This window comes from Pseudomonas sp. LB-090624, assembly GCF_003205205.1.
Taxonomy (GTDB): domain Bacteria; phylum Pseudomonadota; class Gammaproteobacteria; order Pseudomonadales; family Pseudomonadaceae; genus Aquipseudomonas.
In genome coordinates this window covers 165,959-191,671 of record NZ_QJRL01000003.1, presented here as the reverse complement: position 1 = coordinate 191,671, position 25,713 = coordinate 165,959, and the positions used below count along the sequence as shown (strand labels likewise).

Here is a 25,713-nt window from a genome sequence, read left to right as displayed (position 1 = left end):
TAAGTAACATGGAACTCAAACCCCGCCTGGAGCAGTACGAAGAGCATTCCTTTCTTGGTCTGGTCGAAGCTATTTGGCAGGCAGATGTCGACAAGCCCTCGCATGACGCGTGGATCGCCCACTTCAACAACATTGTCGGCCACCCCGCCGGCAGCGATCTCCTGTTCTACTCAAACGCTGACGAAACTGGCAACGTCAACTCTCCCGATTACATCGTTAAAACGGTAAAGGCATGGCACCGGCAAAACGGCCGCGCGGCCTTCCTGGGCCAGACCGTGCAGCCGCTACCGCCCCAGCAGAACCTGACCCGCGAGCAGCGTGCCAGCCGGTCGTCCAACCAAAACCTGGAGAAAGTGCGCAAATTGGTGGCACAGGTTCATGCTGCGCAGCAGCAGGCAGCGCTGCAACTCACAGCACTTGAACGGCAGTTAGGCATTGACCCTGTCGCGAGCACGCCAGAGCAGCAATTGACCGTAAGCCATGCCACGCTGCGTGCACTGGAAACCACCCAGCACCAAGCCAAGCGTGCAGTCAGCCAGCTCGAGCGGCTACAGATGTCGGTCGGGTTCGCTCGGGATGGCGCCGTTCGGGATGCTTCCAGCCCGTTTCTCAATGCGGCGATACAGGCCGTGGTGCTGCAGGAAATCACGGCAGGTAGCCAACTACATGCCCAAGCATTGGCAGCGGCACAAGCGCGCCACCCCGGCTTGTACGCCCAAGCTGTGACGCTGATTGAAGCTCTGGAAGCGCGTATCGCCCAACTGGCCAGAACCACGGCAACCGGACCAGGCCATGGGCCACTGACGTTAAAGGCGCATGCACAGGCGGCAGGTTTGCATCCGGCATTGCTGACTGCGCAGGGCCTGAGCTTTGAGGTGGCCCAACAGCAGCATCAGCTGATCAAGACTTTTCGCTCCGCAGCAGCAGAACTGGCATGGCAGGCCACCTCTGTAGAAGGCCAACACCCCGGCACCTATGCGGATGTTGTCGAATTCGTGCTGGGTACGCCAAGCGATGACCCCCGCTTTGCGATGACGGTGCCGCTGGTTGAAATGCTCTCTGGCGAGGATCTGGACTGGGCAGCCTTGGCGGCAGCAAGGGCTGAAGTGGAATTGCCCGTGCGCTTGTGCTCAACAGTACACGGCACTAGTTCTGGCACCAGTGTGGGCGTCAAGCCGTTTACCCTATACTCCCATGTCGTCATGACAGTCACTCAGGGGGCGGTTGTCCCCTCAGGGGTGCGAGTTCGGGCGGCTGGCTGGGATGCCACGCGGCAGGTTTTTGCGTTCACCAGCGAGGGCAAGGCGCCTGTGACCGTGTTGTGGCAGAAGGGCCGCGCGCCGAATGCGCTCAAGGATCTCGCGAGCCCCCCGAGCATCGGCTTCCTCCATATGCCGAAAGTACCTTTGATAGACCGTTTTGCGGACTTGTCCCAGGTTGAGTTCGACGACTACGTGGTGGTGTTTCCTCCCGATGCTGGCGTGGTGCCTCTGTACATCATGTTCAGGGACCGCCGCGAGCTTTGAGGCAGTATTTTTGCCATGGCCATCCCGATTGTTGGTGATGGCCTTTCATCCATTTGTCATATTCAAGTCATATCGTATTCATGCGGCCTGCCGATACTTGGGCCCGTTCCATCCAGCACCCCCATATTCCTGCTAGGAGCAAGGCATGAAACTGAAGCGTTTGATGGCGGCCCTCACATTTGCCGCCGCTGGCGTTGCAACCGCCAACGCGGTAGCCGCTGTCGATCCTGCGATCCCGACCTACACCAAGACCACCGGTGTTTCGGGCAACCTCTCCAGCGTCGGTTCCGACACCCTCGCGAACCTCATGACTCTGTGGGCCGAGGCCTACAAGAAGGAATATCCGAACGTAAACATCCAGATCCAGGCTGCCGGCTCCTCGACCGCGCCACCTGCGCTGACCGAAGGCACCGCCAACCTCGGCCCGATGAGCCGCAAGATGAAGGACGTCGAGCTGCAGGCTTTCGAGCAGAAGTACGGCTACAAGCCGACCGCCATCCCGGTTGCCGTCGACGCCCTGGCCGTGTTCGTGCACAAGGACAACCCAATCAAGGGCCTCACCATGGCTCAGGTAGACGCCATCTTCTCCTCCACCCGCCTGTGCGGTGGCAAGGCCGAGATCAAGACCTGGGGCGATGTCGGTGTGACCGGCGACCTGGCCAACAAGCCAATCCAGCTGTTCGGCCGCAACTCGGTATCGGGTACCTACGGCTACTTCAAGGAAGAAGCCCTGTGCAAAGGCGACTTCAAGCCTAACGTCAACGAACAGCCTGGCTCGGCTTCGGTCGTGCAGTCGATCAGCTCCTCGCTGAACGGCATTGGCTACTCGGGCATCGGTTACAAGACTGCCAGCGTCAAGACTGTAGCCCTGGCCAAGAAAGAAGGCGGCGAGTTCGTCGAAGACAACGAAACCAACGCCCTGAATGGCTCTTACCCGCTGTCGCGTTTCCTCTACGTGTACGTCAACAAGGCCCCGAACAAGCCTCTGGCCCCGCTGGAAGCCGAGTTCGTCAAACTGGTGCTGTCGCAAGCTGGCCAGCAGGTCGTGGTGAAGGATGGCTACATCCCGCTGCCGGCTAAAGTTGTCGAGAAGACCCTGGCTGACCTGGGCCTGTCGCATGCCGGTAACGTTGCAAAGAAGTAAGTAACTGAAGAGGAGGCCGGCGCCGCTGCCCGGCCTCTTCCACGATGTTCCGGTCCGAAGCCAGGTATCCTGTGCGGCGGGCTTTCGCGCGTCACCACTTTGTAATGTTTTTGTCACACGGGACCGCTAGGGTGTGCGCATGAATGATCTGGCCAATTCCAACATGACCCAAAACTCCCAGCCCGTGCGCATTGATTTCAATACGCCCGAGTTGCAACGCAAGCGCCGCATGCGTGCGCTCAAGGATCGCCTGACCCGCTGGTATGTACTGGTGGGCGGGCTTGCCGTATTGGCGGCCATCACCCTGATCTTCTTCTACCTGGCCTACGTGGTGCTGCCACTGTTCCAGGGTGCCGAACTGACCAGCAAGAAAACCCTGGAGCCGACCTGGCTGCAGCAGGATGCTGGCAAGCCACTGATGATCGCGCTCGAAGAGCAGAACCTGGTGGGCATGCGGGTTTCGGACAAGGGCCAGGCATTGTTCTTCGATACCAAGACCGGTAACGAGCTCAAGCGTGTTGACCTGCCGGTACCAACGGGCACCCAGGTCACTTCGATCAGTGCCGACCAGCCGGGCAGCCCTCTGGTGGTGCTGGGCTTGTCCAACGGTCAGGCGCTGGTGTTCCACCACACCTACAAGATCACCTACCCGGACAACAAGAAGACCATCACCGCCAACATCGACTACCCGTACGGCGAGCAGCCGTTCGTGCTCGACGAGCAGGGGCGTGCGTTGGAGCACGTCAGCGTCAACGTCAATGGCGACACCCTGGTGCTGGCCGGCTCCACTGGTGCGCAATTGCAGGTGTTGGAACTGACCCGTAGCGAAAACATGATGACCGAAGAGGTCACCACCGAGCAGAACCGCATCGTCCTGCCGCAGATGACCGAAGTGGTGAAGAACATCTTCATCGACCCGCGTCAGCAGTGGCTTTACGTGATCAATGGCCGTGCCACGGCCGATGTATTCAGCCTGCGCGACAAGAGCCTTAACGGCCGCTACAAGCTGTCCGAAAGTGCAGACACCGAAGTCACCGCCACCGGCCAGTTGGTGGGTGGTATCTCGCTGATCATCGGTGACTCCAAGGGTGGCCTGGCCCAGTGGTTCATGGCCCGCGACCCGGATGGCGAATCGCGCTTCAAACAGATCCGTACCTTCCAGCTGGGCAAGGCGCCAGTCGTGCAGATCGACGCCGAAGAGCGCCGCAAGGGCTTCATCGCCCTCGACGCCGAGGGCAAGCTGGGTGTGTTCCACAGCACCGCGCACCGTACCCTGCTGGTCGAACCGGTTACCGAGGGCCCTGGCATCCTTGCCCTGTCGCCACGCGCCAACCGCATCATCATCGAACAAGGCGGCAAGCTGCTGCCGCTGAGCTTGCGTAACCCGCACCCGGAAATCTCCTTCAGCGCGCTTTGGGGCAAGGTCTGGTACGAGAACTACGACGAGCCTAAATACGTCTGGCAATCGACCGCTTCCAACACCGACTTCGAGCCCAAGCTGAGCCTGTCGCCCCTGACCTTCGGTACCCTCAAGGCCGCGTTCTACGCGATGATCCTCGCGGCTCCGCTGGCCATCGCTGCCGCTATCTACACCGCCTACTTCATGGCCCCCGGCATGCGTCGCAAGGTCAAGCCGGTGATCGAGCTGATGGAGGCGATGCCGACGGTGATCCTTGGCTTCTTTGCCGGCCTGTTCCTGGCCCCCTACCTGGAAGGCCACCTGCCAGGTGTGTTCAGCCTATTCCTGCTGATGCCGTTCGGCATTCTGCTGGCCGGCTTTACCTGGACCCGCCTGCCAGAATCGATTCGCCTGCGCGTGCCGGACGGCTGGGAAGCGGCGATCCTGATACCGGTCATCCTGTTCACCGGCTGGTTCGCCCTGACCATGAGCCCGCATCTGGAAAGCTGGTTATTCGGTGGCGACATGCGTCTGTGGATTACCAATGACCTGGGGATCACCTACGACCAGCGAAACGCCCTGGTGGTGGGTATCGCCATGGGCTTTGCGGTTATTCCCAACATCTACTCCATCGCCGAAGACGCCGTATTCAGCGTGCCGCGCAGCCTCACCCTGGGCTCGCTGGCGCTGGGTGCGACGCCCTGGCAGACCCTGACCCGCGTGGTCATCCTCACCGCCAGCCCGGGGATCTTCTCGGCGCTGATGATCGGGATGGGCCGTGCGGTGGGCGAGACCATGATCGTACTGATGGCCACCGGCAACACCCCGGTGATGGAGATGAACCTGTTCGAGGGCATGCGCACCCTGGCTGCCAACGTGGCCGTGGAAATGCCCGAATCGGAAGTCGGCGGCAGCCACTATCGCGTGCTGTTCCTGGCCGCGCTGGTGCTGCTGATGTTCACCTTCATCATGAACACCTTGGCCGAGCTGATTCGCCAGCGTCTGCGCAAGAAATACTCGTCGCTTTGATAGAAAGGTAGCGATCCGTGAAAAAGGCTTCCCTCAAAGGCTGGTTCAAGAGCGGCGCCCCAGGCGTCTGGATGAGCGGCGGCGCGGTGGCGATGGCGGTGATCATGACCGTCGGCCTGCTGGCGGTCATCGCCGTGCGCGGCCTGGGCCACTTCTGGCCAGCTGACCTGGTCCAGGCGACCTACAAGGTGCCAGGCCAGGTAGACCATGTCGTCATCGGCGAAGTAGTGCAAAAGGAAGAAGTACCCCGTGCCCGTCTGAAAGGCGCCGGCCTGCCGGTACCGGACCAGGGCCCGGAGTTCATGACCCGCGAGCTTATCAAGGTAGGTAACCGCGACCTCAACGGCAGCGATTTCACCTGGGTGGTCGGCGACTGGCTGGTGGACGAACAGCGCCCAGCCGACCTGATGGCCCTCGAGCGCCGCGAGTGGGGCAACTTCTATGGCTACCTGGTCAGCGTCAAGGAACAAGGCCGCGTGGTTGCCGAAGGCCCCGCTGCCTGGAACGAACTGCAGGCCCGCCTCAAGCGTGCCAACCAGCTCAACAACGAGCTGCAGCAGCTGGAGAAGAAGGACATCGGTGCCATCAACCATGGCCTTGAGCGCCTGCGCCTGCAAGCGCGCAAGCTGGAGCTGGACGGCAAGCTGGATGCCGCCGCCCAGGCCGACATGGACGCCGACCGTGCCGAACTGAACAGCCGCTACAAGGCTATCGAAGACCGCCTGACCGGCCTGCACCAGGCATTCTCCCGCGACAGCCTGGTGGCCCGGGATGGCAATGGCCGTGAAGTGGAAATCAACCTGAGCAAGGTCGTGCACGCTATTCAGCCGAACGGCATGTCGGCGTTCACCAAGTTGGGCACCTACTTCGGCAAGGTCTGGGAATTCCTCAGCGACGACCCGCGTGAAGCCAACACCGAGGGCGGTATCTTCCCGGCCATCTTCGGGACCGTGATGATGACCCTGATCATGGCCGTAATCGTCACCCCGTTCGGTGTGCTGGCTGCCGTTTACTTGCGTGAGTACGCAAGGCAAGGGCCGGTAACCCGGCTGATCCGTATTGCCGTGAACAACCTGGCCGGTGTGCCGGCGATCGTCTACGGCGTGTTCGGCCTGGGCTTCTTCGTCTACGTGCTGGGCGGCTCGATTGACCGCCTGTTCTTCCCCGAAGCGCTGCCGGCGCCGACCCTGGGTACCCCGGGCCTGCTGTGGGCATCGCTGACCCTGGCACTGCTGGCGGTGCCGGTGGTGATCGTCGCCACCGAAGAAGGCCTGGCGCGCATTCCACGCACCGTGCGTGAAGGCTCGCTGGCGCTGGGTGCAACCAAGGCCGAGACGCTGTGGAAGATTGTCTTGCCCATGGCCAGCCCGGCGATGATGACCGGCATGATCCTCGCCGTGGCCCGCGCCGCCGGTGAAGTGGCGCCGCTGATGCTGGTGGGGGTAGTGAAGCTGGCGCCGTCGCTGCCGGTGGACGGTAACTATCCGTACCTGCACCTGGACCAGAAGATCATGCACCTGGGCTTCCACATTTATGACGTCGGCTTCCAGAGCCCCAACGTCGAAGCCGCGCGGCCGCTGGTCTATGCCACGGCGCTATTGCTGGTACTGGTGATTGCAGCCCTCAACCTCTCGGCGGTGTGGATCCGGAACCACCTGCGCGAGAAGTACAAGGCACTGGACAGCTGACCCTGATTGCATGCGTGCCGCCCGCAGGCCGGGCGGCCCTTTGAAACGACTTGATAGCGTATGGAGTTGACCATGCAGCAAGATTCCAACACCCATGGCATCGACATGTCTGCCCTGGGCCGCAACAAGCAGGGCCTGCGTCTGGCCGAAGAAACCGTGGCCATCGAAGTGCCCGGTCTGAGCCTGTTCTATGGCGACAAGCAAGCCCTGTTCGACGTCAGCCTGAACATTCCCAAGCAACGCGTGACCGCCTTCATCGGGCCGTCCGGCTGTGGCAAGTCGACCCTGCTGCGCACCTTCAACCGCATGAACGACCTGGTTGACGGCTGCCGCGTGGAAGGCGCTATCAACCTGTACGGCAACAACATTTACCGCAAGGGTGAGGACGTGGCCGAATTGCGTCGCCGCGTGGGCATGGTGTTCCAGAAGCCCAACCCGTTCCCCAAGACCATTTACGAGAACGTGGTCTACGGTCTGCGTATCCAGGGCATCAACAAGAAGCGCGTGCTTGACGAAGCGGTCGAGTGGGCGCTGAAGGGCGCGGCTTTGTGGGACGAGGTCAAGGACCGCCTGCACGAATCGGCACTGGGCCTTTCTGGTGGCCAGCAGCAGCGTCTGGTCATCGCCCGCACCATTGCCGTTGAGCCGGAAGTACTGCTACTCGACGAGCCGTGCTCGGCGCTGGACCCGATCTCGACCCTGAAGGTTGAAGAGCTGATCTACGAACTGAAATCCAAGTACACCATCGTCATCGTTACCCACAACATGCAGCAGGCGGCCCGTGTTTCGGACTACACCGCATTCATGTACATGGGCAAACTGGTCGAATTCGGTGATACCGACACCCTGTTCACCAACCCGGCGAAGAAGCAGACCGAAGACTACATTACCGGTCGCTACGGCTAGCAGCCCTGCGGCCCCGGTGGGTGGGGGCATGCCCGCACCCACAGGGTACAAGACGAATTATTTGAAGCTTGCAGCTTGTTCGCGGAGCGAAACGATGATCAACAAAGAAAGCCTTACCCATCATATTTCACAGCAGTTCAACGCCGAGCTGGAAGAAGTGCGCAGCCACCTGCTGGCCATGGGCGGGCTGGTGGAAAAACAGGTCAACGACGCGGTTACCGCGCTGATCGAAGCTGATTCGGGCTTGGCCCAGCAGGTGCGCGAGGTTGACGAGCAGATCAACCAGATGGAGCGCAACATCGACGAAGAGTGCCTGCGCATCCTCGCCCGTCGCCAGCCGGCGGCCTCTGACTTGCGCCTGATCATCAGCATTTCCAAGTCGGTGATCGACCTTGAGCGCATCGGTGACGAATCGACCAAGATCGCCCGTCGCGCCATCCAGTTGTGCGAAGAAGGCGAGTCGCCGCGCGGCTACGTCGAAGTCCGCCACATTGGCGACCAGGTGCGCAACATGGTCCGTGATGCGCTGGACGCCTTTGCCCGCTTCGACGCCGACCTGGCATTGTCGGTGGCTCAGTACGACAAGACCATCGACCGCGAGTACAAGACCGCGCTGCGCGAGCTGGTGACCTACATGATGGAAGACCCGCGCTCGATCTCACGGGTGCTCAGTGTGATCTGGGTGCTGCGCTCGCTGGAGCGGATTGGCGACCATGCGCGCAATATCTCCGAGTTGGTGATCTATCTGGTGCGCGGCACCGACGTGCGCCACATGGGGCTCAAGCGGATGACTGCCGAAGTGCAGGGCACTGCGATCGCCGACGGCGAAAAGGCTAATGTTTCCGGTGAATCTGACGATAAGTAAGGTTGCTCCCGAGCATCGACGCCCGGCCTTGGCCGGGCGTTTTCGTTTGCGGTCGAGAGCCGGCAGGCACCCGCGAACAGTGTGATGAAGTCCCGGCGTGACCAGGTTGTAGCAAATAGCCAGTATTTGGCAGTAGGCTAGTCGGGTTCAGAAGGAGTATCGATGAGTAAAGTGAATGTGCTGGTCGTGGATGACGCCCCGTTTATCCGTGACCTGGTCCGCAAGTGCCTGCGCAATGCCTTCCCGGGCATGGCGATCGACGATGCGGTCAACGGCCGCAAGGCCATGGCCCTGCTCGGCAAGGAAGCGTTTGACCTGGTCCTGTGCGATTGGGAAATGCCGGAGATGTCCGGCCTGGAATTGCTCACTTGGTGCCGCCAGCAGCCTGAGCTGAAGAACCTGCAGTTCATCATGGTGACCAGCCGTGGCGACAAGGAAAACGTCATCCAGGCGATTCAGGCGGGTGTTTCCGACTTTGTCGGCAAGCCGTTCACCAACGAGCAGTTGCTGACCAAGGTGAAAAAGGCCTTGAGCAAGATTGGCAAGCTCGACAGCCTGATGGCCATCGGTCCGGCGCGGGCCAACCCGGCGTTCGCCAACGATTCGCTGAATGCACTGACTGCCGGCAAACCGCAAGCGGTCAAGGTTGCAGCGCCTGCACCAGCGGCGGCGCCTGCCAGGCCACCCGTCAGTGCGCCGGCACCTGCTGCCGCGGCGCCGAGCGGCCGTGGCCAAGGCCAGTTGCGCCTGGCAAGTGGCACCCAGCCATGCGTGATCAAGGCGCTGAGCTTGAAGGAGGCGCTGCTGGTGGTGCGTCGTGGTGAAGTGCTGCCACAGGTGCTGGAAGGCGCAGTACTGGACCTGGAGCAAGGGGAAAACGCTGAGGTTGCCCGCCTGAACGGTTACCTGCATGCCGTTGCAGCGCTGGAGCCCAAGCCGGACAGCGACTGGCTGCAGCTGACGTTCAAATTCGTCGACCAGGATGCGCAAAAGCTCGACTACCTGTCGCGGCTGATTGCCCGTGGCACTGCGCAGAAGCATTTCACCCCCGGCGCCTGACCCCAGCTTCACGCCGCGTTTTGTGGCCGCTATTGCAGTGGGTCGGAAGCCCGCGCCGCTGCCATCCGACCAACTGCAATACCTGCCACAAAACCCGCTGCTAGGCTTCGACAGATCATAACTGTCAAAAAGCCACTATCATGCCCGCGCGCCTGCTGCTGTTCTGTGCATTGCTCATGGCCTCGGCGTCCAGCCTGGGTGTGACGCTTTACAAGATCACCGACGAATCCGGGGTGATCTCCTATTCCGACCGGCCCGGCCCGGGCGCCAAGCCATTGGTCCTGCTCGAGCCCATGGGGGAGACGCTGGAGGGCCAGGTGCTGCTGAACGCGAAAACCTTTCAAGGTGGTGTCAGCTTCTCGGCCCGTAATGAGCTGCATGTGCCGGTGGAGGTCGAGTTGCGCCTGGACAACCTGGTGAATGCCCAGGGCGGCGATGCCCCACGGATCGTGCGTAGGCTGCTGCCGCCACGCACCACGCACCACGCAGCTGCTCAGTGTGCTCAGGGGCCGGCCCGGGCTGCTGCTGAACTACCGTTCGACCCTGCTGCAGGCCATGGGTGACCCCGGCAGGCGGCCCCAGGGCTTCCGCTATGCGTTTCCGTGGGTGGGCGGGCCATTCCGTGTCACCCAGGGCCCTAATGGCCGTGTCAGCCATTTTGGGCCCAAAGGGCGCTATGCCATGGATATTGCAATGCCTGAAGGCACGCCGATTATCGCGGCGCGGGAAGGCGTGGTGGTGAAGACGCAAAATAGCCAGAGCGGGCGTGAGCCCAATCCGTCGGGCAACTTTGTGCGAATCCTGCACGCGGACGGCACCATGGGCGTGTACCTGCACCTGATGCGTGGATCAGTGTTGGTGACGGAGGGGCAGCGGGTGCGGCAGGGGCAGACGCTGGCCAAATCGGGCAATACCGGCAACAGCACCGGTCCGCACTTGCATTTCGTGGTGCAGCGCAACGTGGGGTTGGCGCTGGAGTCGATACCTTACCGGTTCGACAGGCCGATCAGCGGCTTGCCGGACTTTACTGCGGGCAACCCTTGAGGTTTTGGGGCTGCATAGCAGCCCCTGACCGTCAATCCAGCTTGAGTACCTTGGCCAGCACGATCTTCGGCCCCTTCATCTTCTTGATGATGATGCGCAGCCCTTCGACCTCCAGCACTTCCTCTTCCTCAGGCACGCGCTTGAGGGTCTCGTAGACCAGCCCCGCCAGAGTTTCCGCTTCGATGTGGTCCAGGTCGACCCCCAGCAGGCGCTCGACCTTGAACAATGGCGTGTCGCCGCGCACCAGCAGCTTGCCCGGCTGGTAGGCGAGGATGCCGCGTTCGGTCTTGCGGTGCTCGTCCTGAATGTCGCCCACCAGCACTTCCAGCACGTCTTCCATGGTCAGGTAGCCGATCACCTTGCCGTCAGCTTCCTCCACCAGCACGAAGTGCGCGCCGCCCTTGCGGAACTGCTCCAGCAGCTGGGCCAGCGGCATGTGCCGCGATACACGCTCCAGTGGCCGGGCGAGGTCATCCAGGTCGATGGTTTCGGGCAAGTGCTCGAGTTCTGCCAGTTCCAGCAGCAGGTCCTTGATGTGCAGCAGGCCGGTGAATTCCTCGCGTTCGGCATCGTACACCGGGTAGCGGCTGAACTTGTGGCGGCGCACCAAGGCCAGGATCTGCTTCAGCGGCGCTTGGGCATCGATAGTGACCATGTCCTCGCGCGAGTTGGCCCAGTCGACCACTTCCAGCTCGCCCATTTCCACCGCCGAAGCCAACACACGCATACCTTGGTCGCTTGGGTCCTGGCCACGGCTGGAGTGCAGGATCAGCTTCAGTTCTTCGCGGCTGTAGTGGTGCTCGTGATGCGGGCCAGGCTCGCCCTGGCCGGCAATGCGCAGGATGGTGTTGGCGCTGGCGTTGAGCAGGTAGATGGCCGGGTACATTGCCCAGTAGAACAGGTAGAGCGGCACAGCGGTCCACAGCGACAGCAGCTCTGGCTTGCGAATGGCCCAGGACTTGGGCGCCAGCTCGCCGACCACGATGTGCAGGTACGAAATGACGAAGAAGGCGACGAAGAACGAGACGCCTTTGATCAGCTCGGGCGAGTCGACACCGAAGTACGCCAGTAGCGGCTCGAGCAGGTGGGCGAACGCCGGTTCACCGACCCAGCCCAGGCCCAGCGAGGCGAGGGTGATACCGAGCTGGCAAGCTGAGAGGTAGGCGTCCAGCTGGTTGTGTACCTTGCGCAGGATGTTGCCGCGCCAGCCATGCTGCTCGGCGATGGCCTCTACACGCGTGGCGCGCAGCTTGACCATGGCGAACTCGGCGGCAACGAAGAAACCGTTGAGCAGCACCAGCAGGAAGGCAAAGATGATCATGCCGAAATCGGCGAATAACGAGGTGAGGCTGATACCAGGGGAAGGGTCCATGATGGAGTTTTTACGGGGTCCGTCTTTGATATAGGGAGAAAAAAAGTGCCAGCTCAAGCTGGCACAGGGGGTTCAATGTAGCGGCTGGGGCCGCAAAAGCAAAGGGTGATGGCTTTGTTGCGGCCTCTGTGAGAGTGGGCGGGCCCGCGAAGGGCTGCGCGGCAGCGCCCCTCTCAAGCCTTGCCGTTGGCCAATTGTGCTGGCGAAAAGTGACAGGTGAAGGTGCTGCCATGCCCTGGAACACTGCTGATTTCCAGCTTGCCACGGTGGCGCATCAGCACATGCTTCACGATCGCCAACCCCAGCCCGGTCCCGCCGGTATTCGAAGCACGGCTGGAATCCACCCGGTAGAAGCGCTCGGTCAGGCGAGGCAGGTGCTTGGCATCGATGCCAACCCCCGAATCCTGTACCGACAGGTGCGCGCCCTGGGCATCGGCCCACCAGCGGATACGGATATTGCCTTCGTCCTGGGTGTACTTGACTGCGTTGAACACCAGGTTGGAAAAGGCGCTGCGCAGCTCCGACTCGCTGCCCTTGAGTTTTATGCCGGGGGCGGCCTCCAGGGTGATGCGCTGGTTGCGCGGCCCAGACAGGGCCTGGGCGTCATTCTTTATCGAGGCGAGCAGGGTGTCGACCGCCACCGGCTGGTTGTCCGACGGGTAATCGGTGGCCTCAAGCTTGGCCAGCAGCAACAGGTCGTTGAGCAGCGTTTGCATGCGCGAGCCTTGCTGGCTCATCTGCTGCAGGGCGCGGCCCCAGCGCGGGTTGACGTCTTCGACGTTGTCGAGCAGGGTTTCCAGGTAGCCGGTGATCACCGTCAGCGGCGTGCGCAGCTCGTGCGACACGTTGGCGACGAAGTCCTTGCGCATCTGTTCCAGCTGGTGGATGCGGGTGACATCGCGCACCAGCATCAGGTGCTCGTTGTTGCCGTACCGGGTGATGTGCAGCTGCACCCGCATGCGGTCGTTGATCGGCGAAGGGATTTCCAGCGGTTCGAGGTAGTTCTCTGCCTCGAAGTATTCCTTGAAGCGCGGGTGGCGCACCAGGTTGGTCACCTGCTGGCCGCCGTCCTGCGGGGTCTTGAAGCCCAGCAGGGTTTCGGCGGCGCGGTTCCACCATTCCAGGTTGCCGTCGCTGTCGAGCATGATTACTGCGTCACGCAGCGCGGCGGTGGACTCCTGCACCCGATCGATCACTGCCTGCAGGCGGCCGCGCACGCGCTGGTCACGGCGTTGCAGGTGGTAGATGCTGTCGAAAACCTCGCCCCACAGGCCGTAGCCGTCGGGCGGTGCCTCGTCGGGCTGGTGGTTGCGCAGCCAGTCATGCAGGCGCAGCAGTTGCTTGAGGGTCCAGCCCAGGTAGAGCGCCAGGCCGATGGCCAGGCTCCAGCCATAGTAGCCGCTGACCAGCCCGCCAATCAGGCAGACGGTAATCAGCAGCAGCAGGTGGCGAATCAGGGTCGCATGCCAGTTCTGGTTCAATTGACGGTCCTTGTACAACGACGTGCAGCTTGGCGCTCTTGAGCCGGATCAGCTCTTGGTCGAGAAGCGGTAGCCAGTGCCCCGGACGGTTTGTACCAGATTTTCGTAGGCTTCACCCAACGCCTTGCGCAGGCGTCGGATGTGCACGTCGACCGTGCGTTCCTCGACATACACGTTCCCGCCCCACACCTGATCGAGCAGCTGGCCACGGGTGTAGGCACGCTCTTGGTGGGTCATGAAGAACTGCAGCAGGCGATATTCGGTGGGTCCCATCTCGGCCGGCTTGCCGTCGATGGTCACGCGATGGCTGATTGGGTCGAGCAGCAGGCCGCCGACTTCGATCGGTGCTTCGCTGTCGCTCGGGCCGGTGCGGCGCAGCACGGCTTTCAGGCGTGCGACCAGCTCGCGCGGTGAGAACGGCTTAGTGATGTAATCGTCGGCGCCCACTTCCAGGCCCTGGATCTTGTTGTCTTCCTCACCTTTGGCAGTGAGCATGATGATAGGGATGTCGCCCGTCAGCTCGTCGCGCTTGAGACGGCGGGCCAGCTCGATGCCCGAGGTGCCCGGCAGCATCCAGTCGAGCAGGATCAGGTCCGGCTTGCGGTCGACGATGATCGCGTGGGCCTGTTGGGAGTTTTCCGCTTCCAGGCAGTCATAGCCGGCCATTTCCAGGGCAACGGCGATCATCTCGCGAATAGGCGCTTCGTCGTCGACGATCAGAATGTTCCTGCCAACCATGCTCAAAACCTCTCCTGGATTCGGTGTCTTGGCCCGCATTAGATAACGGAATTATTGCAGCTGTGTGACAGGGTGTTGGCCGTTCTGGCGACATTCCGTGACTGGACTAGGCTTCAGAAGGCCGCAGTTGTGGCAACTCGAACTTATTTCCCCCCGAAACAATGGTGAATCCAATGACACGACATACGCTGAGCTGGATGGCCCTTTTCACTGCGCTGGCGCTCCCGGGGGTGGCCTCGGCCCACCATGCAATGGAGAAGGACGGCATGTGGGTCGATTCTGCCGGCATGACGCTGTACACCTTTGACAAGGATGCGGGCGGCAAGTCGATGTGCAATGGCGATTGCGCTACCAACTGGCCGCCATTGAAGGTGACGGCTGGCGAAAAGGCCGAGGGTAAGTGGACACAGATCGAACGCGACGACGGCTCGATGCAGTGGGCCTACGACGGCAAGCCGCTGTACACCTTCATCAAGGACAAGAAAGCCGGCGACATGACCGGTGACGGCATGAAGGACGTCTGGCACGTCGCCAAGCCTTGAACATCCCCGCGTAACCTTGTGGGAGCGGGTGAAGCCGCTTCCACAAGGTTGATCTGTCAGCGCAACGCGTAGTCCAGCACCACCCCGATGAACACCAGCATCCCGGCCCAGTGGTTGTGCAGAAACGCCTTGAAGCACGACTCTCTATCCAGCTTGCGCGTCGACCAGTATTCCCAGGCAAAACACACCACCGCACCCAGCAACCCCAGGTGGAACCAGCCCCCGAGGTCGAAGCGGCTACCCGCCAGCAACAGGCAGCCCAGCGACAGCAACTGCAAGGTCAGGATGATGGTGCGGTCGGCATCGCCGAACAGAATGGCGGTCGATTTCACACCAATCTTCAGGTCGTCATCCCGGTCGACCATGGCGTAGTAGGTGTCGTAGCCCACTGTCCACAGCAGGTTGGCGATGTACAGCAGCCACGCACTGGCCGGCAGCTCGCCGCCGGCAGCCGTGAAGGCCATGGGGATGCCCCAGGAATACGCCGCCCCAAGCACCACCTGCGGGTAATAGGTGTAGCGCTTCATGAACGGGTAGCAGAACGCCAGGGCCACCGCGCCGAACGACAGCCACACAGTGCGGCTGTTGGTGCACAGCACCAGCAGGAAGCTCACCCCGACCAGGATCGCGAACAGCGCCAGCGCCTCGCGTGGCCGCACCCGGCCACTGGCCAGGGGGCGGTCGGCGGTGCGCTTGACGTGGCCGTCCACCTTGCGGTCGGCAAAGTCATTGATACAGCAGCCGGCTGCGCGCATCAGTACCACGCCTAGGCCGAAAATCAGCACGTTGGCCAAGGTGGGGGAGCCGTTGCCGGCAATCCACACCGCCGACAGGGTGGGCCACAGCAGCAGGTAGATGCCAATCGGGCGGTCCATGCGGCTTAGCTGAACAAAGTCCCAGGCCCGCGGGTGCAGGCGGTTGAGCGACTTGAGCAGGTGCAGGTACATCAGCGGTTATCCTCTTTGGCCGCTTGCCACAATGCCGGCAGGAACACTTCAGCCACCAACAGGTCCAGGCCGTCACGCTCGAAGCGCGAGCGACGGCCCCACAGTGCTGGATGCGCAGCTTCAGGCGGCAGCCAGGCCTGTGGATAACTGCACACTTCGAGCGGGTGGCGGATGAATGCCTGGTCGCAGAACAACAACTCGCCCAGCGAGCGGCTGCCGAGGGTTTCGAGGTCCAGCCCGCCGCGCTCCAGCGCCCTGCGGCTGGCCACGCTGCGGGCGAACACCCAAGGCTGGCCGTGGCCGCGAAGGTACACCTCACGCACCCAGCCTTCGGCGCCGGCAACGATACCCAGCGCTTGGCACTCGTCATCGCGCAACGGCTGCCAGCCCTCGAACAACGGGGTGACCGAGAAGTGGTCAAGGGACAGGCGAGTCAGGCGGCGGGTCAGCGAGCCTTCGTCGAACAGCCAGTCAAGGGTGGGCTGGTCGATGTCGGTCGCCAGCTGCGAATACGGCAGCCACGCGACAGCGGCTGCTTGCGGGGATTCGTACGACACGTCAGTCTGCTTGTTACAACCAGAGAGGCGGCGAGCTTAGCATGATTGCCCCGACTGCTTGCATACTAGGGACAGGGCCGCTACAAAGCCAAGCTTCAGCCCCCAACCGAGGAAAAAGACCCGATGAAAAAGTGGCAATGTATTGTCTGTGGCCTGATCTACGACGAAGCCGAAGGCTGGCCCGACGACGGCATCGCCCCCGGCACCCGTTGGGAAGATGTGCCAGCCGACTGGCTGTGCCCCGACTGCGGCGTCGGCAAAAGCGACTTTGAAATGATCTCCATCGGCTAAGCGAGGCAAGCACGACATGACGTCCCCTGTGGTAATCATCGGTACCGGCCTTGCGGGCTACAACCTGGCCCGTGAATTTCGCAAGCTCGATGCACAAACGCCGCTGCTGCTGATCACCGCTGACGACGGTCGGTCCTATTCCAAGCCCATGCTCTCGATGGGCTATGCCAAGCAGAAGGACGCCGATGGCTTGTGCATGGCCGAGCCGGGCGTCATGGCCGAGCAACTGAACGCCGAGATCCGCACCCATACCCGCATAAGCGGCATCGACCCAGGCCATAAGCGCCTTTGGATCGGCGAAGAGGCTGTGGAGTACCGCGACCTGGTGTTGGCCTGGGGGGCGCAGACCGTGCAGGTGCCAATCGAGGGCGATGGCAGCCATCTGGTGTTCCCGATCAACGACCTGGAGGACTACGCTCGCTTTCGTGCCGCCGCTGTCGGCAAACAACGCGTGCTCATTCTCGGTGCCGGCCTGATCGGCTGCGAATTCGCCAACGACATGAGCCTGGGCGGCTTCCAGGTCGACGTGGTGGCGCCCTGCGAACAGATCATGCCGACCCTGCTGCACCCGGCCGCAGCGGTGGCGGTGCAGGGCGGGCTCGAGGGCTTGGGTGTACGCTTCCACCTGGGGCCTGTGCTGACGCGCCTGCAGCAGGTAGCCCACGGGCTGGAGGCGCACCTGTCGGATGGCCGCGTGATTGCCTGCGACCTGGTGGTGTCGGCCATCGGCCTGCGCCCACGCATCGACCTGGCCGCCGCGGCCGGCTTGCAGACCCATCGTGGCGTCAGCGTTGACCGCGAGCTGCGTACATCCCACGCCAACATCTTCGCCCTCGGCGACTGTGCCGAGGTCGAGGGTATCAACCTGCTGTACGTGATGCCGCTGATGAGCTGCGCCCGGGCGTTGGCGCAAACCCTGGCCGGCAAACCGACGGCGGTGGCCTACGGGCCGATGCCGATCACCGTCAAGACCCCGGCTTGTCCGCTGGTGGTTTCGCCGCCGCCGCCGGGGCGAGAAGGTACTTGGCAGGTAGAGGGGCAGGGTAGTGACCTCAAAGTGCTCTGCTACGGCGCCGACGGCGAATTGCTGGGCTACGCCCTGACCGGGGCAGCCGTCATGGACAAGCTGGCACTTAATCGCCAGTTACCACCGGTAATGGCGTAAATAGCGCGCGTTCTGTCGGATTTATCCTGTTGTTGACTGCACAATGGCCGCCCAGATACTGGCGCGGCCCCTGAGCTCGTGCCATTCTCACTCCCGTCTGCCGCAGATTAGAGCCTGCGGTGCCTTGAGCGCTGCTCCCAGAGGCAGCACGGCATAACAACAAGAATTCCGTCAAAGAGGCTTCACTATGCGCAAACCAGAACTCGCCGCCGTCATCGCCGATAAGGCTGACCTGACCAAGGAAAAGGCCAATCAGGTTTTGAACGCGATTCTCGACAGCATTACCGGTGCCCTGGACAAGGACACCGTGACCCTGGTCGGTTTCGGCACTTTCGAAAAACGTCATCGCGGCGCGCGTACCGGCAAGAACCCGCAAACCGGCGAGCCGGTCAAGATCAAGGCCAGCAATACCGTGGCCTTCAAGCCAGGCAAGAACCTGCGCGACAGCGTCAATGCGCCGGCAAAACCGGCCAAGAAAGGCAAGTGATCGCTCCCTGACAACCGCGGTAACAGCCAAGCGGGCGCCTCAGGGCGCCCGTTGTGCTTTCTGCAGGCAAAATGTTTCGAGCCTGCATAAAAAGTTCTGGAAAAGGATAGACTGCGCGCCTCAGTCACTTTTTATTCGAGGCGCGTTGATGAAGTTCCGCTTTCTTCTCTGGGCCATGGGGCTGTTGATGGCCAGGGCCAGCCGCAACAACCCAGCGTTCCAGCAGCAGCTCAAGGGCAAAGACCTGGTGTTCCAGATGCAAACCCTGGATGGCAAGGTCGCCCGGCACTTCACCGTCAACAACGAGCGCATCTCCAGCAAGGGCGGCGCTCATCCACAGCCAGCCTTCGCCATTGCCTTCAAGGACGCGGCTTACGGCTTTGCCACGATGCAGGCGGGCAACAAGCAGTTGGCGTTCATGCAGGGGATTCAGGACAAGAACATCCAGATCAAGGGGAATCCGGCGTTGGTGATGTGGTTCCAGGGCTTGATGAGGTACCTGAAGCCGAAGAAGAAAGGCTGAAGCCAATAGGGTTGCTGACAGCTGTACCTGTGGGGGCGGGCATGCCCGCATCCACAGGTCACGTGCTCAATGCGGTGCGTGAAACTGCGAAGCCAGTTCCCGCAACAGGCTCTCGGCCTCCAGCACCTTGCTCACCACATCCTCGGCCTTATCCCGGGTAACCCCCAGACGCTCCAGCAGTTCGTCAGGAATCTCTTCCGACGGCCCCGAGCCAATTCCCCGCGAGCGCAGCAGGCGAGTCGCCAGGCAGACCAGGTTGGGGAATGCCGACAACTCGCCGTCGTAGGCCGGGTCGTGCTGGAAGCGCAGCGCTGTCGACAGCTCTTCAGGCATGTCCCACAGCTTCATCAGCCATGCGCCAATCTGCTCGCGGCTGATGCCCAGCAGGTGCTGCTCCACGTAGGTGTGGTTCAGGTGCGGGTTAACCTCCAGGTGGCGGCAGATCAGCGAGAAGTGCGGTGGAAACACGTGCGCCAGCAACAGGTAGCCAAAGTTGTGGAGCAACCCGGCCAGGTAGGTCAGGCCCGCCTCCGGGCGTTCGGCACGTGGCATGGCACGGGTCAGGCCTTCGATGATGGCGGCGGTGTAGATGGATTGCTGCCAGTAAGGCGTAGCCTGTTGTGGCTGATCTTTGGGCAGGCTCAAGGTCTTGCCAAGCGCCAGGCCCAAGGCCAGGTTGATCACCAGGTCGAAGCCCAGCACGCGCACGATGGCATCTTCCACCGAACGGATCTTGCCCGGCGATGCATAGTAGGGCGACGCGGCCCAGCTCACTACCTGCGCGGCCAGTGCCGGATCGGTTTCGACCACGCCGGTAATGTCATCAATGCTGGCGTTGGGGTCTACGCGTAGCTTGATGATTTTTTGCGCGGTATCGGCCAGCGGCGGGATTTCGATGGTTTCTTCAAGGCGCTTCTGGATGCGTCGGGCAGTGAAAGCCTGCACGGCATTGGTGATTTCCCGGGTGTCGTCATCGGGGCGGTTGAGGTTGGGGGTGATCGCCTCGACTTGCTGGCCGAAACTGCTCTCGCTGGCCTTGGCCAGCATGCGCTTGAAGTGTGCGCGTTCGATTTCCAGCAGCAGGCCGGCTTCGCCTGACTCGATGAACACGGTGTCGACGTCGAGCAGGCTCTTTTCGTACTGACACGGCGAGCTGGTCAGCGCCGGGATGCCCGGCAGGGCCTTGAGCTGGTGCTTGTCGAGCATATGCTTCAGGCGCGGCACCGACACGGCCGTGAGTTTGCGCCCAGTCAGTTCGGCCAGGCGGTTCAGGTCCAGCAGCTGGCTCTGCGGGAACAGCACCATCAGGGCGCCGACCTCGTCGTCGAGCAGCACGGCCTGCACCCGCGAGGCTGGCGGCAGGTGCGGGTGTTCTACAACCTCGCTGTAGGCCACGCCGAGCTTGTCGAGCAGTTGCCTGATGACGGGGGGTGCGTGTGGGGTTGCGGTGTCCAGGGCAACTTCAGTCATGGTCCGTATCCACTGATTCTTTTAAATGCGAAGTATAACCACCCTCGGGCCAAATCTGGATCCATTATGGGACTGACGTCACACTTGGCCATATTGCTGGCCATGACGTAGCCAGCGATCCAGCAACGGGCTGACGTGATCCGGCCAGCGGGCGATCAGGGCTTGGGCGGCGTCGCGCACAGCCGGCAGCAGATCGGCGTCGCGCATCAGGTCGGCGACCTTGAACTGCAACAGGCCGGTTTGGCGGGTGCCGAGCATCTCACCCGGGCCGCGTAGCTCCAGGTCCTTTTCGGCGATGATGAAGCCATCATTGGTTTCGCGCATGATCCCCAGGCGTTCCCGGCCGATCTGCGACAGCGGTGGGTGATACAACAGCACGCAATGGCTGACGGCGCTGCCCCGGCCAACTCGGCCGCGCAGCTGGTGCAACTGGGCCAGGCCCAAGCGTTCGGGGTTCTCGATGATCATCAGGCTGGCGTTGGGCACGTCCACGCCTACCTCGATCACCGTGGTAGCGACCAGAAGTTGCAGCTCGCCAGCCTTGAACTGCGCCATGATTTCGGCTTTTTCCGCCGGCTTCATGCGGCCGTGGATCAGCCCCACCCGCAGCTCGCCCAAGGCGCTGCCTAGCTCCTCGTAGGTGCTTTCGGCGGCTTGGCAGGTCAGCTCTTCAGACTCTTCGATGAGGGTACATACCCAATAGGCCTGGCGCCCTTCGGCGCAGGCGGCGCGTACCCGCTCGACCACTTCGAAGCGGCGGCTGTCGGCCACCAGCACGGTGTTCACCGGAGTACGACCGGGCGGCAGTTCGTCGAGCACCGAGGTGTCCAGGTCGGCGTAGGCGCTCATCGCCAGGGTGCGCGGAATTGGCGTGGCAGTCATGATCAGCTGATGCGGGCACAGTTCGCCGGCCACGCCCTTCTTGCGCAGGGCCAGGCGCTGCTGCACGCCAAAACGGTGCTGTTCGTCGATGATCGCCAGCGCCAGGTGCTTGAATTTCACCTCTTCCTGGAACAGCGCATGGGTGCCGACTACCATCGGCGCACCGTTGGCGATCTGCTCCAGAGACGCAGCCCGGGCCTTGCCCTTGAGTTTGCCGGCCAGCCAGGCCACTTCGATGCCCAACGGCTCCAGCCAGCGTTTGAAGGTGATGTAATGCTGTTCGGCGAGGATCTCGGTCGGCGCCATCAGCGCCACCTGATAACCGGCCTCCAGCGCCTGCAGTGCGGCCAGCGCCGCGACCACGGTCTTGCCGGCGCCAACGTCGCCTTGCACCAGGCGCATCATCGGCTCGTGCTGGCTGAGGTCGTAGGCAATCTCGTTGGCGACCCGCTGCTGCGCGCCGGTCGGCTGGAACCCCAGGTTGGCCAGGTATTGCGCCTGCAGGCGGGTTGGCTTGGGCAGCACTGGCGCGCGCAGGCTGCGCAGGCTTTCGCGCAGGCGCTGCTGTGACAGCTGGTGGGCCAGCAACTCTTCGAAGGCCAGGCGGTGCTGCGCCCAGTGGTGGCCCAAGGCTAGCTCTTCGAGGTCTGCATCGGCTGGTGGGTTGTGCAGGTAGCGGATGGCATCGTCCAGCGGCGCCAGCTGGTAATCGCGGGCCAGTTCGTCAGGCAGCCAGTCGGGCAGGCTGCGGGGGCCGAGCATGCCAAGGCTTTGCTGGCACAGCAGGCGCAAGCGTTGCTGGGTAAGACCTTCAGTGGACGGATAGATCGGCGTCAGGGTCTGCTCGACCGGTGGTGGCGGCTCGTCGCCGTTCAGTGCACGGTATTCTGGATGGTAGATTTCCAGGCCCGAAGCACCGGGGCGGGCTTCGCCATAGCAGCGTAGATGGGTGCCCCGCTTGAGGCCTTCCTTTTGCGCGTTGCTGAAGTGGTAGAAGCGCAGCGTCAGCACGCCGCTACCATCGCCCAGGCGCACCACGAGGCTGCGGCGCTTGCCCATGGTCACGTCAGTACCGCTGACCACGCCCTCGATCACCGCGTCCTGGCCGGGGCGCAGCTGGCCGATTGGCACTACACGGGTGCGGTCCTGGTAGCGCAGGGGCAAGTGAAACAGGACGTCCTGCAGATTTTCCAGGCCGACCTTGGCGAGTTTTTCCGCCATGGCCTCGCCAACACCCTTGAGGACGGTGACCGGGACGTTCGACAGCTCACTCATGACTCAGGCCGGTTGTTCCGCAGGGGCTTTGGCGACCGAGCACAGGCGGATCGAGTCGGCGAGGATCTCGATGGCCTTGGGCCGAGGGAAGCTGGCGCGCCAGGCGATGGCCACGGTGCGGAACGGTGCCGGTGCAGTGAGCGGGCGCACCTCGATCACGCCGGGAGCGTAATGATGGCTGTGCACTGCCGACAGCGGCAGGATCGACACGCCGAGGCCTGAGGCCACCATGTGGCGAATGGTTTCCAGCGAGCTGGATTCGACCGTTGTGTGCCGGGCGCCGTCACCACCCTTGTTCAGGGTCGGACAGGCTTCGAGTACCTGGTCGCGGAAGCAATGGCCCTCACCGAGCAGCAGCAGGCTCTTGTCGTTGAGCATGGCGGTATCGATGGTTTTTTTCGCCGTCCACGGGTGGTCGGCAGGCATCAAGGCGCAGAACGGTTCGTCGTACAGCGGCAAGGTCAGCACATCGGCTTCGTTGAACGGCAGGGCGATGATCACCGCGTCCAGTTCACCGTTCCGCAGTTTTTCGCGCAGTACGTGGGTGAAGTTTTCTTCGATGTACAGCGGCATCTGCGGGGCAACGCGGTGCAGCTGCGGGATCAGGTGCGGGAACAGGTAGGGGCCCACGGTGTAGATGGCACCGACCTTGAGCGGGGCAGTCAGCTGGTTCTTGCCGGCCTGGGCCAGTTCGCGGATACCCTGGGCCTGCTCCAGTACCTTCTGTGCCTGGGCGACGATGCTTTCGCCGACCGGGGTCAGGCGTACTGCGCTTTTGCTGCGCTCAAAGATCAGAACGCCAAGCTCATCCTCAAGCTTCTTCACACCGACCGACAGGGTCGGCTGGCTCACGTGGCAACGCTCGGCGGCATGGCCGAAGTGCTGTTCCTGGGCGAGTGTGACGATGTAGCGTAGTTCTGTGAGGGTCATAACGTGCGTCCATGAAGTTGCGGGCCCAGCATAGCGGCTGCAATCGATAGACGCACGTTATCAGACTTACCGATTTGTGACAGAAACAAAAGTCTCAGCGGCGGTCCAGGGAGTAGACGAACGGTGCCACGACTTCGATCGTGCCATTGTTCAGCAACTCGGGTGGCGGCTTGGGTACCGTGCCGGCTCGACGGATCATTTCCAGGGTCGCTCGGTCCAGTGCTGCACTGCCCGATCCACCCGCCATGGAATACGACACCACCTTGCCTTCGGCGTCGACCACGAAGCGCAGGCGGTTGATGCCCTGCAGGCCGCGACGGCGCGCGTCTTCCGGGTAGCGCTTGTACTTGGCCAGATGGCGTAGCAGGTCACTCTGCCAGGTGGGCAGGGCGTTGCTGTTGGACGCAATGCTCGGTGCCGGTGCCGCAGACTTTTGCGGTGGCGTGTTGCTCGGCGGTGCGTCTACCGTCTGCTCGGTTGGCGGTGTTTCCTTCGGCGGCTCAGGCTTTTTCTCGGGCTTCGGCGGCTGTGGCTTGGCCTTCGGCTTGGGCGGCTTGGGGATGGCAATCTTCGGCTTGGGCGCTTCCACCAGCTTCGGCAGCGGCGGTTCTTCGACCGGTGCCGGTGGCTGCGGCGCCGCCTTTGGAGGTGGTGGTGGCGCAGGCTCTGGCAACGGTGCCAGTTCGACCATCATCGCTGCCGGCGGCAGTTCGATGGCCTGTGGCACCGACCAGTTGAGCGTCAGCAGCACGGCGACCACGTGCACGCCCAGCACGATCGCCAGGCTGCCACCGTAGCGCGCCATGTTAGAGCGCGGTTTTGTCATTTCTTGGCTGCCGTCTCGAGACCTACCAGACCGACTTTCAGGTAGCCGGCCGCGCGCATGTTGTTCATCACTTCCATCAGGTCACCGTAATCCACGCCTTTGTCGGCCTGGAAGAAGATGGTGGTTTCCTTGTCACCCTTGGTCTTGGCGTCGAGCATCGGGCCAAGCTGGTCGGGTGCTGCAACCTGATCGTCGCCGACGTACAGCTTCTGGTCGGCCTTGACGCTGACGAACACCGGCTTCTCGGGCCTTGGCGCCGGCTTGGCGGTCGAGGCCGGCAGGTCGACCTTGATGTCGACCGTGGCCAGAGGGGCTGCGACCATGAAGATGATCAGCAGCACCAGCATCACGTCGATGAACGGCGTAACGTTGATTTCGTGGTTTTCGGCGAGGTCATCGCCACCTTCGTTGAGATGCAGGCCCATGGATTACCCCACTTTCACCATGTGCGGGGCGGCGCGCTCGCTGCCCTGGTGGTCCAGGTCACGGCTGACCAGCAGCAGAACCTGAGCGGAGGCATCGGACACTTGGGCCTTGTAGCCAGCGATGGAGCGGGCGAAGACGTTATAGATGACCACTGCCGGGATTGCCGCGACCAGGCCCAGGGCCGTGGCCAGCAGCGCCTCGGCGATACCTGGGGCAACCACAGCCAGGTTGGTGGTCTGCGTCTTGGCGATGCCGATGAAGCTGTTCATGATGCCCCACACGGTACCGAACAGGCCGACGAACGGCGCGGTAGAACCGATGGTGGCGAGTACGCCGGTACCGCTGCTCATGGTGCGGCCGCTGGCATGCACCAGGCGTTCCAGGCGGAAGCTGACGCGCTCCTTGATGCCCTCTTTCTCGCGGGCGTTGGCCGACAGGCGCATTTCTTCGAGGGCGTCGTGGACCAGGGTGTGAGCCAGGGTGCCTTCCTTGTTGGTGGCTTCACTGGCTTCTTTCAGGGTGGTGGACTTCTTCAGCTGGGCGATCTCACCACGCAGGCGACGCTTGGCGCCCATCAGCTCGAAGCCTTTGGCAATCCAGATGGTCCAGGTGATGATGGAGGCGATGGCCAGGCCGATCATGACGATCTTCACCACGATGTCGGCGTTCTTGTACATGCCCCATGGAGACAGGTCGTGGGCCATGCCCAGCGAGGTGTCCTCCACCAGGGCTTGAGCGCTCGGCTCTGCTGGGGTCTGTGCATCGGCCGGGGTGGCAGCAGCAGCGTTGGCAGCAGGCGCCTGCGCATCGGCAGCAGGGGCTGCAGCAGGTGCGGCCGGGGCAGTGGCTGCGGCAGGCGCGGCGGCATTGGCGGTCGGCTCATCGGCCATGGCCACCGGGGCCAGCACCAGGCTGAGCATCAGCGCGGCGATGGCGCGCCAGGCGCGCGACGGGGTTGGCGAAGCGGAAGGTTGAATACGTGTCATGCTGGCCGGACCTGATGAAGAAATTGAGTGAGCGTTCTCCAAGGCCTCGAGGTAGGCCGAGAACAAATTGGCGGCCATTATTGCAAGTAATTCTTGTTAACAAAAGTAATCTTGTTGCTTTTTTCGCCTATGGTCTAGCCACCCATCGTGTAGCG

23 protein-coding genes and 1 pseudogene are annotated in these 25,713 nt (G+C 62.5%); 13 read left to right on the top strand and 11 right to left on the bottom strand.

Features of this window, described 5'->3' with window-relative positions:
- The first annotated feature begins 8 nt into the window (after nt 1–8).
- From DMX11_RS04755 to DMX11_RS04720, 8 genes and pseudogenes are all read left to right on the top strand, one after another.
- Complete coding sequence (locus tag DMX11_RS04755) at nt 9–1,526, top strand: S-type pyocin domain-containing protein (protein WP_110743443.1); 1,518 nt, start codon at nt 9–11, stop codon at nt 1,524–1,526.
- A gap of 145 nt (nt 1,527–1,671) precedes the next feature.
- Entirely contained in the window at nt 1,672–2,670 is a 999-nt protein-coding gene (locus DMX11_RS04750) for a phosphate ABC transporter substrate-binding protein PstS (RefSeq protein WP_110743442.1), read from the top strand.
- A gap of 139 nt (nt 2,671–2,809) precedes the next feature.
- Nucleotides 2,810–5,098, top strand: coding sequence for an ABC transporter permease subunit (locus DMX11_RS04745; RefSeq protein ID WP_110743441.1), 2,289 nt, complete (start codon nt 2,810–2,812; stop codon nt 5,096–5,098).
- A 71-nt stretch (nt 5,099–5,169) separates the two neighbouring features.
- On the top strand, nt 5,170–6,786 hold the full coding sequence (pstA, locus tag DMX11_RS04740) for a phosphate ABC transporter permease PstA (protein ID WP_177410710.1): 1,617 nt from the start codon (nt 5,170–5,172) through the stop codon (nt 6,784–6,786).
- Nucleotides 6,787–6,858: 72 nt separating this feature from the next.
- The gene (gene pstB / locus DMX11_RS04735; protein WP_110743439.1) at nt 6,859–7,692 is read left to right on the top strand and encodes a phosphate ABC transporter ATP-binding protein PstB; all 834 of its coding nucleotides are present in this window, start codon (nt 6,859–6,861) and stop codon (nt 7,690–7,692) included.
- 94 nt (nt 7,693–7,786) lie between these two features.
- Nucleotides 7,787–8,557, top strand: a complete 771-nt coding sequence (gene phoU, locus DMX11_RS04730; RefSeq protein WP_110743438.1) for a phosphate signaling complex protein PhoU — start codon at nt 7,787–7,789, stop codon at nt 8,555–8,557.
- A 162-nt stretch (nt 8,558–8,719) separates the two neighbouring features.
- Nucleotides 8,720–9,616 carry a response regulator gene (locus DMX11_RS04725; protein ID WP_110743437.1) on the top strand — a complete coding sequence of 299 codons (897 nt, stop codon included), beginning with the start codon at nt 8,720–8,722 and terminating at the stop codon, nt 9,614–9,616.
- Nucleotides 9,617–9,756: 140 nt separating this feature from the next.
- A pseudogene (locus DMX11_RS04720) lies at nt 9,757–10,660 on the top strand (peptidoglycan DD-metalloendopeptidase family protein).
- A gap of 31 nt (nt 10,661–10,691) precedes the next feature.
- On the opposite strand, the gene DMX11_RS04715 reads toward DMX11_RS04720, so the two are convergent.
- The 3 genes from DMX11_RS04715 to phoB form a co-directional block, all read right to left on the bottom strand.
- Nucleotides 10,692–12,032, bottom strand: coding sequence for a hemolysin family protein (locus DMX11_RS04715; protein ID WP_110743436.1), 1,341 nt, complete (start codon nt 12,030–12,032; stop codon nt 10,692–10,694).
- Nucleotides 12,033–12,205: 173 nt separating this feature from the next.
- A complete protein-coding gene (gene phoR / locus DMX11_RS04710; protein WP_110743435.1) occupies nt 12,206–13,513 on the bottom strand; it encodes a phosphate regulon sensor histidine kinase PhoR in 1,308 nt (435 codons plus the stop codon).
- Nucleotides 13,514–13,561: 48 nt separating this feature from the next.
- Nucleotides 13,562–14,251 carry a phosphate regulon transcriptional regulator PhoB gene (gene phoB / locus DMX11_RS04705; RefSeq protein ID WP_003253341.1) on the bottom strand — a complete coding sequence of 230 codons (690 nt, stop codon included), beginning with the start codon at nt 14,249–14,251 and terminating at the stop codon, nt 13,562–13,564.
- 173 nt (nt 14,252–14,424) lie between these two features.
- Between phoB and DMX11_RS04700 the strand changes: the two genes are divergently transcribed.
- Nucleotides 14,425–14,793, top strand: a complete 369-nt coding sequence (locus tag DMX11_RS04700) for a hypothetical protein (RefSeq protein WP_110743434.1) — start codon at nt 14,425–14,427, stop codon at nt 14,791–14,793.
- 56 nt (nt 14,794–14,849) lie between these two features.
- Here the strand turns inward: DMX11_RS04700 and ubiA are convergent, their stop codons facing one another.
- Nucleotides 14,850–15,740, bottom strand: coding sequence for a 4-hydroxybenzoate octaprenyltransferase (gene ubiA, locus DMX11_RS04695; RefSeq protein ID WP_110743433.1), 891 nt, complete (start codon nt 15,738–15,740; stop codon nt 14,850–14,852).
- Nucleotides 15,740–16,297 carry a chorismate lyase gene (locus tag DMX11_RS04690; RefSeq protein ID WP_110743432.1) on the bottom strand — a complete coding sequence of 186 codons (558 nt, stop codon included), beginning with the start codon at nt 16,295–16,297 and terminating at the stop codon, nt 15,740–15,742. Before DMX11_RS04690 ends, ubiA begins: the two co-directional genes overlap by 1 nt.
- Nucleotides 16,298–16,420: 123 nt before the next feature.
- Here DMX11_RS04690 and DMX11_RS04685 point away from each other — a divergent pair, with 123 nt between their 5' ends.
- The 4 genes from DMX11_RS04685 (at nt 16,421) to DMX11_RS04670 (ending at nt 18,763) form a co-directional block, all read left to right on the top strand.
- Nucleotides 16,421–16,588, top strand: coding sequence for a rubredoxin (locus tag DMX11_RS04685; protein WP_110743431.1), 168 nt, complete (start codon nt 16,421–16,423; stop codon nt 16,586–16,588).
- Nucleotides 16,589–16,604: 16 nt separating this feature from the next.
- A complete protein-coding gene (locus DMX11_RS04680) occupies nt 16,605–17,753 on the top strand; it encodes an NAD(P)/FAD-dependent oxidoreductase (protein ID WP_110743430.1) in 1,149 nt (382 codons plus the stop codon).
- A gap of 187 nt (nt 17,754–17,940) precedes the next feature.
- Nucleotides 17,941–18,240, top strand: coding sequence for an HU family DNA-binding protein (locus tag DMX11_RS04675; protein ID WP_003253355.1), 300 nt, complete (start codon nt 17,941–17,943; stop codon nt 18,238–18,240).
- A 148-nt stretch (nt 18,241–18,388) separates the two neighbouring features.
- On the top strand, nt 18,389–18,763 hold the full coding sequence (locus DMX11_RS04670) for a helicase (protein ID WP_110743429.1): 375 nt from the start codon (nt 18,389–18,391) through the stop codon (nt 18,761–18,763).
- Nucleotides 18,764–18,829: 66 nt separating this feature from the next.
- Here DMX11_RS04670 and DMX11_RS04665 read toward each other — a convergent pair whose 3' ends face one another.
- From DMX11_RS04665 to exbB, 6 genes are all read right to left on the bottom strand, one after another.
- Complete coding sequence (locus tag DMX11_RS04665) at nt 18,830–20,233, bottom strand: aminoacyl-tRNA deacylase and HDOD domain-containing protein (RefSeq protein WP_110743428.1); 1,404 nt, start codon at nt 20,231–20,233, stop codon at nt 18,830–18,832.
- Nucleotides 20,234–20,311: 78 nt separating this feature from the next.
- Nucleotides 20,312–22,390, bottom strand: coding sequence for an ATP-dependent DNA helicase RecG (gene recG, locus DMX11_RS04660; protein ID WP_110743427.1), 2,079 nt, complete (start codon nt 22,388–22,390; stop codon nt 20,312–20,314).
- A 3-nt stretch (nt 22,391–22,393) separates the two neighbouring features.
- The gene (locus DMX11_RS04655; protein WP_110743426.1) at nt 22,394–23,320 is read right to left on the bottom strand and encodes a hydrogen peroxide-inducible genes activator; all 927 of its coding nucleotides are present in this window, start codon (nt 23,318–23,320) and stop codon (nt 22,394–22,396) included.
- A gap of 94 nt (nt 23,321–23,414) precedes the next feature.
- On the bottom strand, nt 23,415–24,146 hold the full coding sequence (locus tag DMX11_RS04650) for an energy transducer TonB (RefSeq protein WP_110743425.1): 732 nt from the start codon (nt 24,144–24,146) through the stop codon (nt 23,415–23,417).
- Entirely contained in the window at nt 24,143–24,571 is a 429-nt protein-coding gene (exbD, locus tag DMX11_RS04645) for a TonB system transport protein ExbD (protein WP_003253367.1), read from the bottom strand. Before exbD ends, DMX11_RS04650 begins: the two co-directional genes overlap by 4 nt.
- Nucleotides 24,572–24,574: 3 nt before the next feature.
- A complete protein-coding gene (exbB, locus tag DMX11_RS04640) occupies nt 24,575–25,558 on the bottom strand; it encodes a tonB-system energizer ExbB (RefSeq protein ID WP_110743603.1) in 984 nt (327 codons plus the stop codon).
- Nucleotides 25,559–25,713 lie beyond the last annotated feature (155 nt).

Coding starts and splice junctions, on each gene's coding strand:
- DMX11_RS04755 (WP_110743443.1), top strand. CDS start 9: ATGGAACTCAAACCCCGCCTGGAGCAGTACGAAGAGCATTCCTTTCTT.
- DMX11_RS04750 (WP_110743442.1), top strand. CDS start 1,672: ATGAAACTGAAGCGTTTGATGGCGGCCCTCACATTTGCCGCCGCTGGC.
- DMX11_RS04745 (WP_110743441.1), top strand. CDS start 2,810: ATGAATGATCTGGCCAATTCCAACATGACCCAAAACTCCCAGCCCGTG.
- pstA (WP_177410710.1), top strand. CDS start 5,170: ATGAGCGGCGGCGCGGTGGCGATGGCGGTGATCATGACCGTCGGCCTG.
- pstB (WP_110743439.1), top strand. CDS start 6,859: ATGCAGCAAGATTCCAACACCCATGGCATCGACATGTCTGCCCTGGGC.
- phoU (WP_110743438.1), top strand. CDS start 7,787: ATGATCAACAAAGAAAGCCTTACCCATCATATTTCACAGCAGTTCAAC.
- DMX11_RS04725 (WP_110743437.1), top strand. CDS start 8,720: ATGAGTAAAGTGAATGTGCTGGTCGTGGATGACGCCCCGTTTATCCGT.
- DMX11_RS04715 (WP_110743436.1), bottom strand. CDS start 12,032: ATGGACCCTTCCCCTGGTATCAGCCTCACCTCGTTATTCGCCGATTTC.
- phoB (WP_003253341.1), bottom strand. CDS start 14,251: ATGGTTGGCAGGAACATTCTGATCGTCGACGACGAAGCGCCTATTCGC.
- DMX11_RS04700 (WP_110743434.1), top strand. CDS start 14,425: ATGACACGACATACGCTGAGCTGGATGGCCCTTTTCACTGCGCTGGCG.
- ubiA (WP_110743433.1), bottom strand. CDS start 15,740: ATGTACCTGCACCTGCTCAAGTCGCTCAACCGCCTGCACCCGCGGGCC.
- DMX11_RS04685 (WP_110743431.1), top strand. CDS start 16,421: ATGAAAAAGTGGCAATGTATTGTCTGTGGCCTGATCTACGACGAAGCC.
- DMX11_RS04680 (WP_110743430.1), top strand. CDS start 16,605: ATGACGTCCCCTGTGGTAATCATCGGTACCGGCCTTGCGGGCTACAAC.
- DMX11_RS04675 (WP_003253355.1), top strand. CDS start 17,941: ATGCGCAAACCAGAACTCGCCGCCGTCATCGCCGATAAGGCTGACCTG.
- DMX11_RS04670 (WP_110743429.1), top strand. CDS start 18,389: ATGAAGTTCCGCTTTCTTCTCTGGGCCATGGGGCTGTTGATGGCCAGG.
- DMX11_RS04665 (WP_110743428.1), bottom strand. CDS start 20,233: ATGACTGAAGTTGCCCTGGACACCGCAACCCCACACGCACCCCCCGTC.
- recG (WP_110743427.1), bottom strand. CDS start 22,390: ATGAGTGAGCTGTCGAACGTCCCGGTCACCGTCCTCAAGGGTGTTGGC.
- DMX11_RS04655 (WP_110743426.1), bottom strand. CDS start 23,320: ATGACCCTCACAGAACTACGCTACATCGTCACACTCGCCCAGGAACAG.
- DMX11_RS04650 (WP_110743425.1), bottom strand. CDS start 24,146: ATGACAAAACCGCGCTCTAACATGGCGCGCTACGGTGGCAGCCTGGCG.
- exbD (WP_003253367.1), bottom strand. CDS start 24,571: ATGGGCCTGCATCTCAACGAAGGTGGCGATGACCTCGCCGAAAACCAC.
- exbB (WP_110743603.1), bottom strand. CDS start 25,558: ATGACACGTATTCAACCTTCCGCTTCGCCAACCCCGTCGCGCGCCTGG.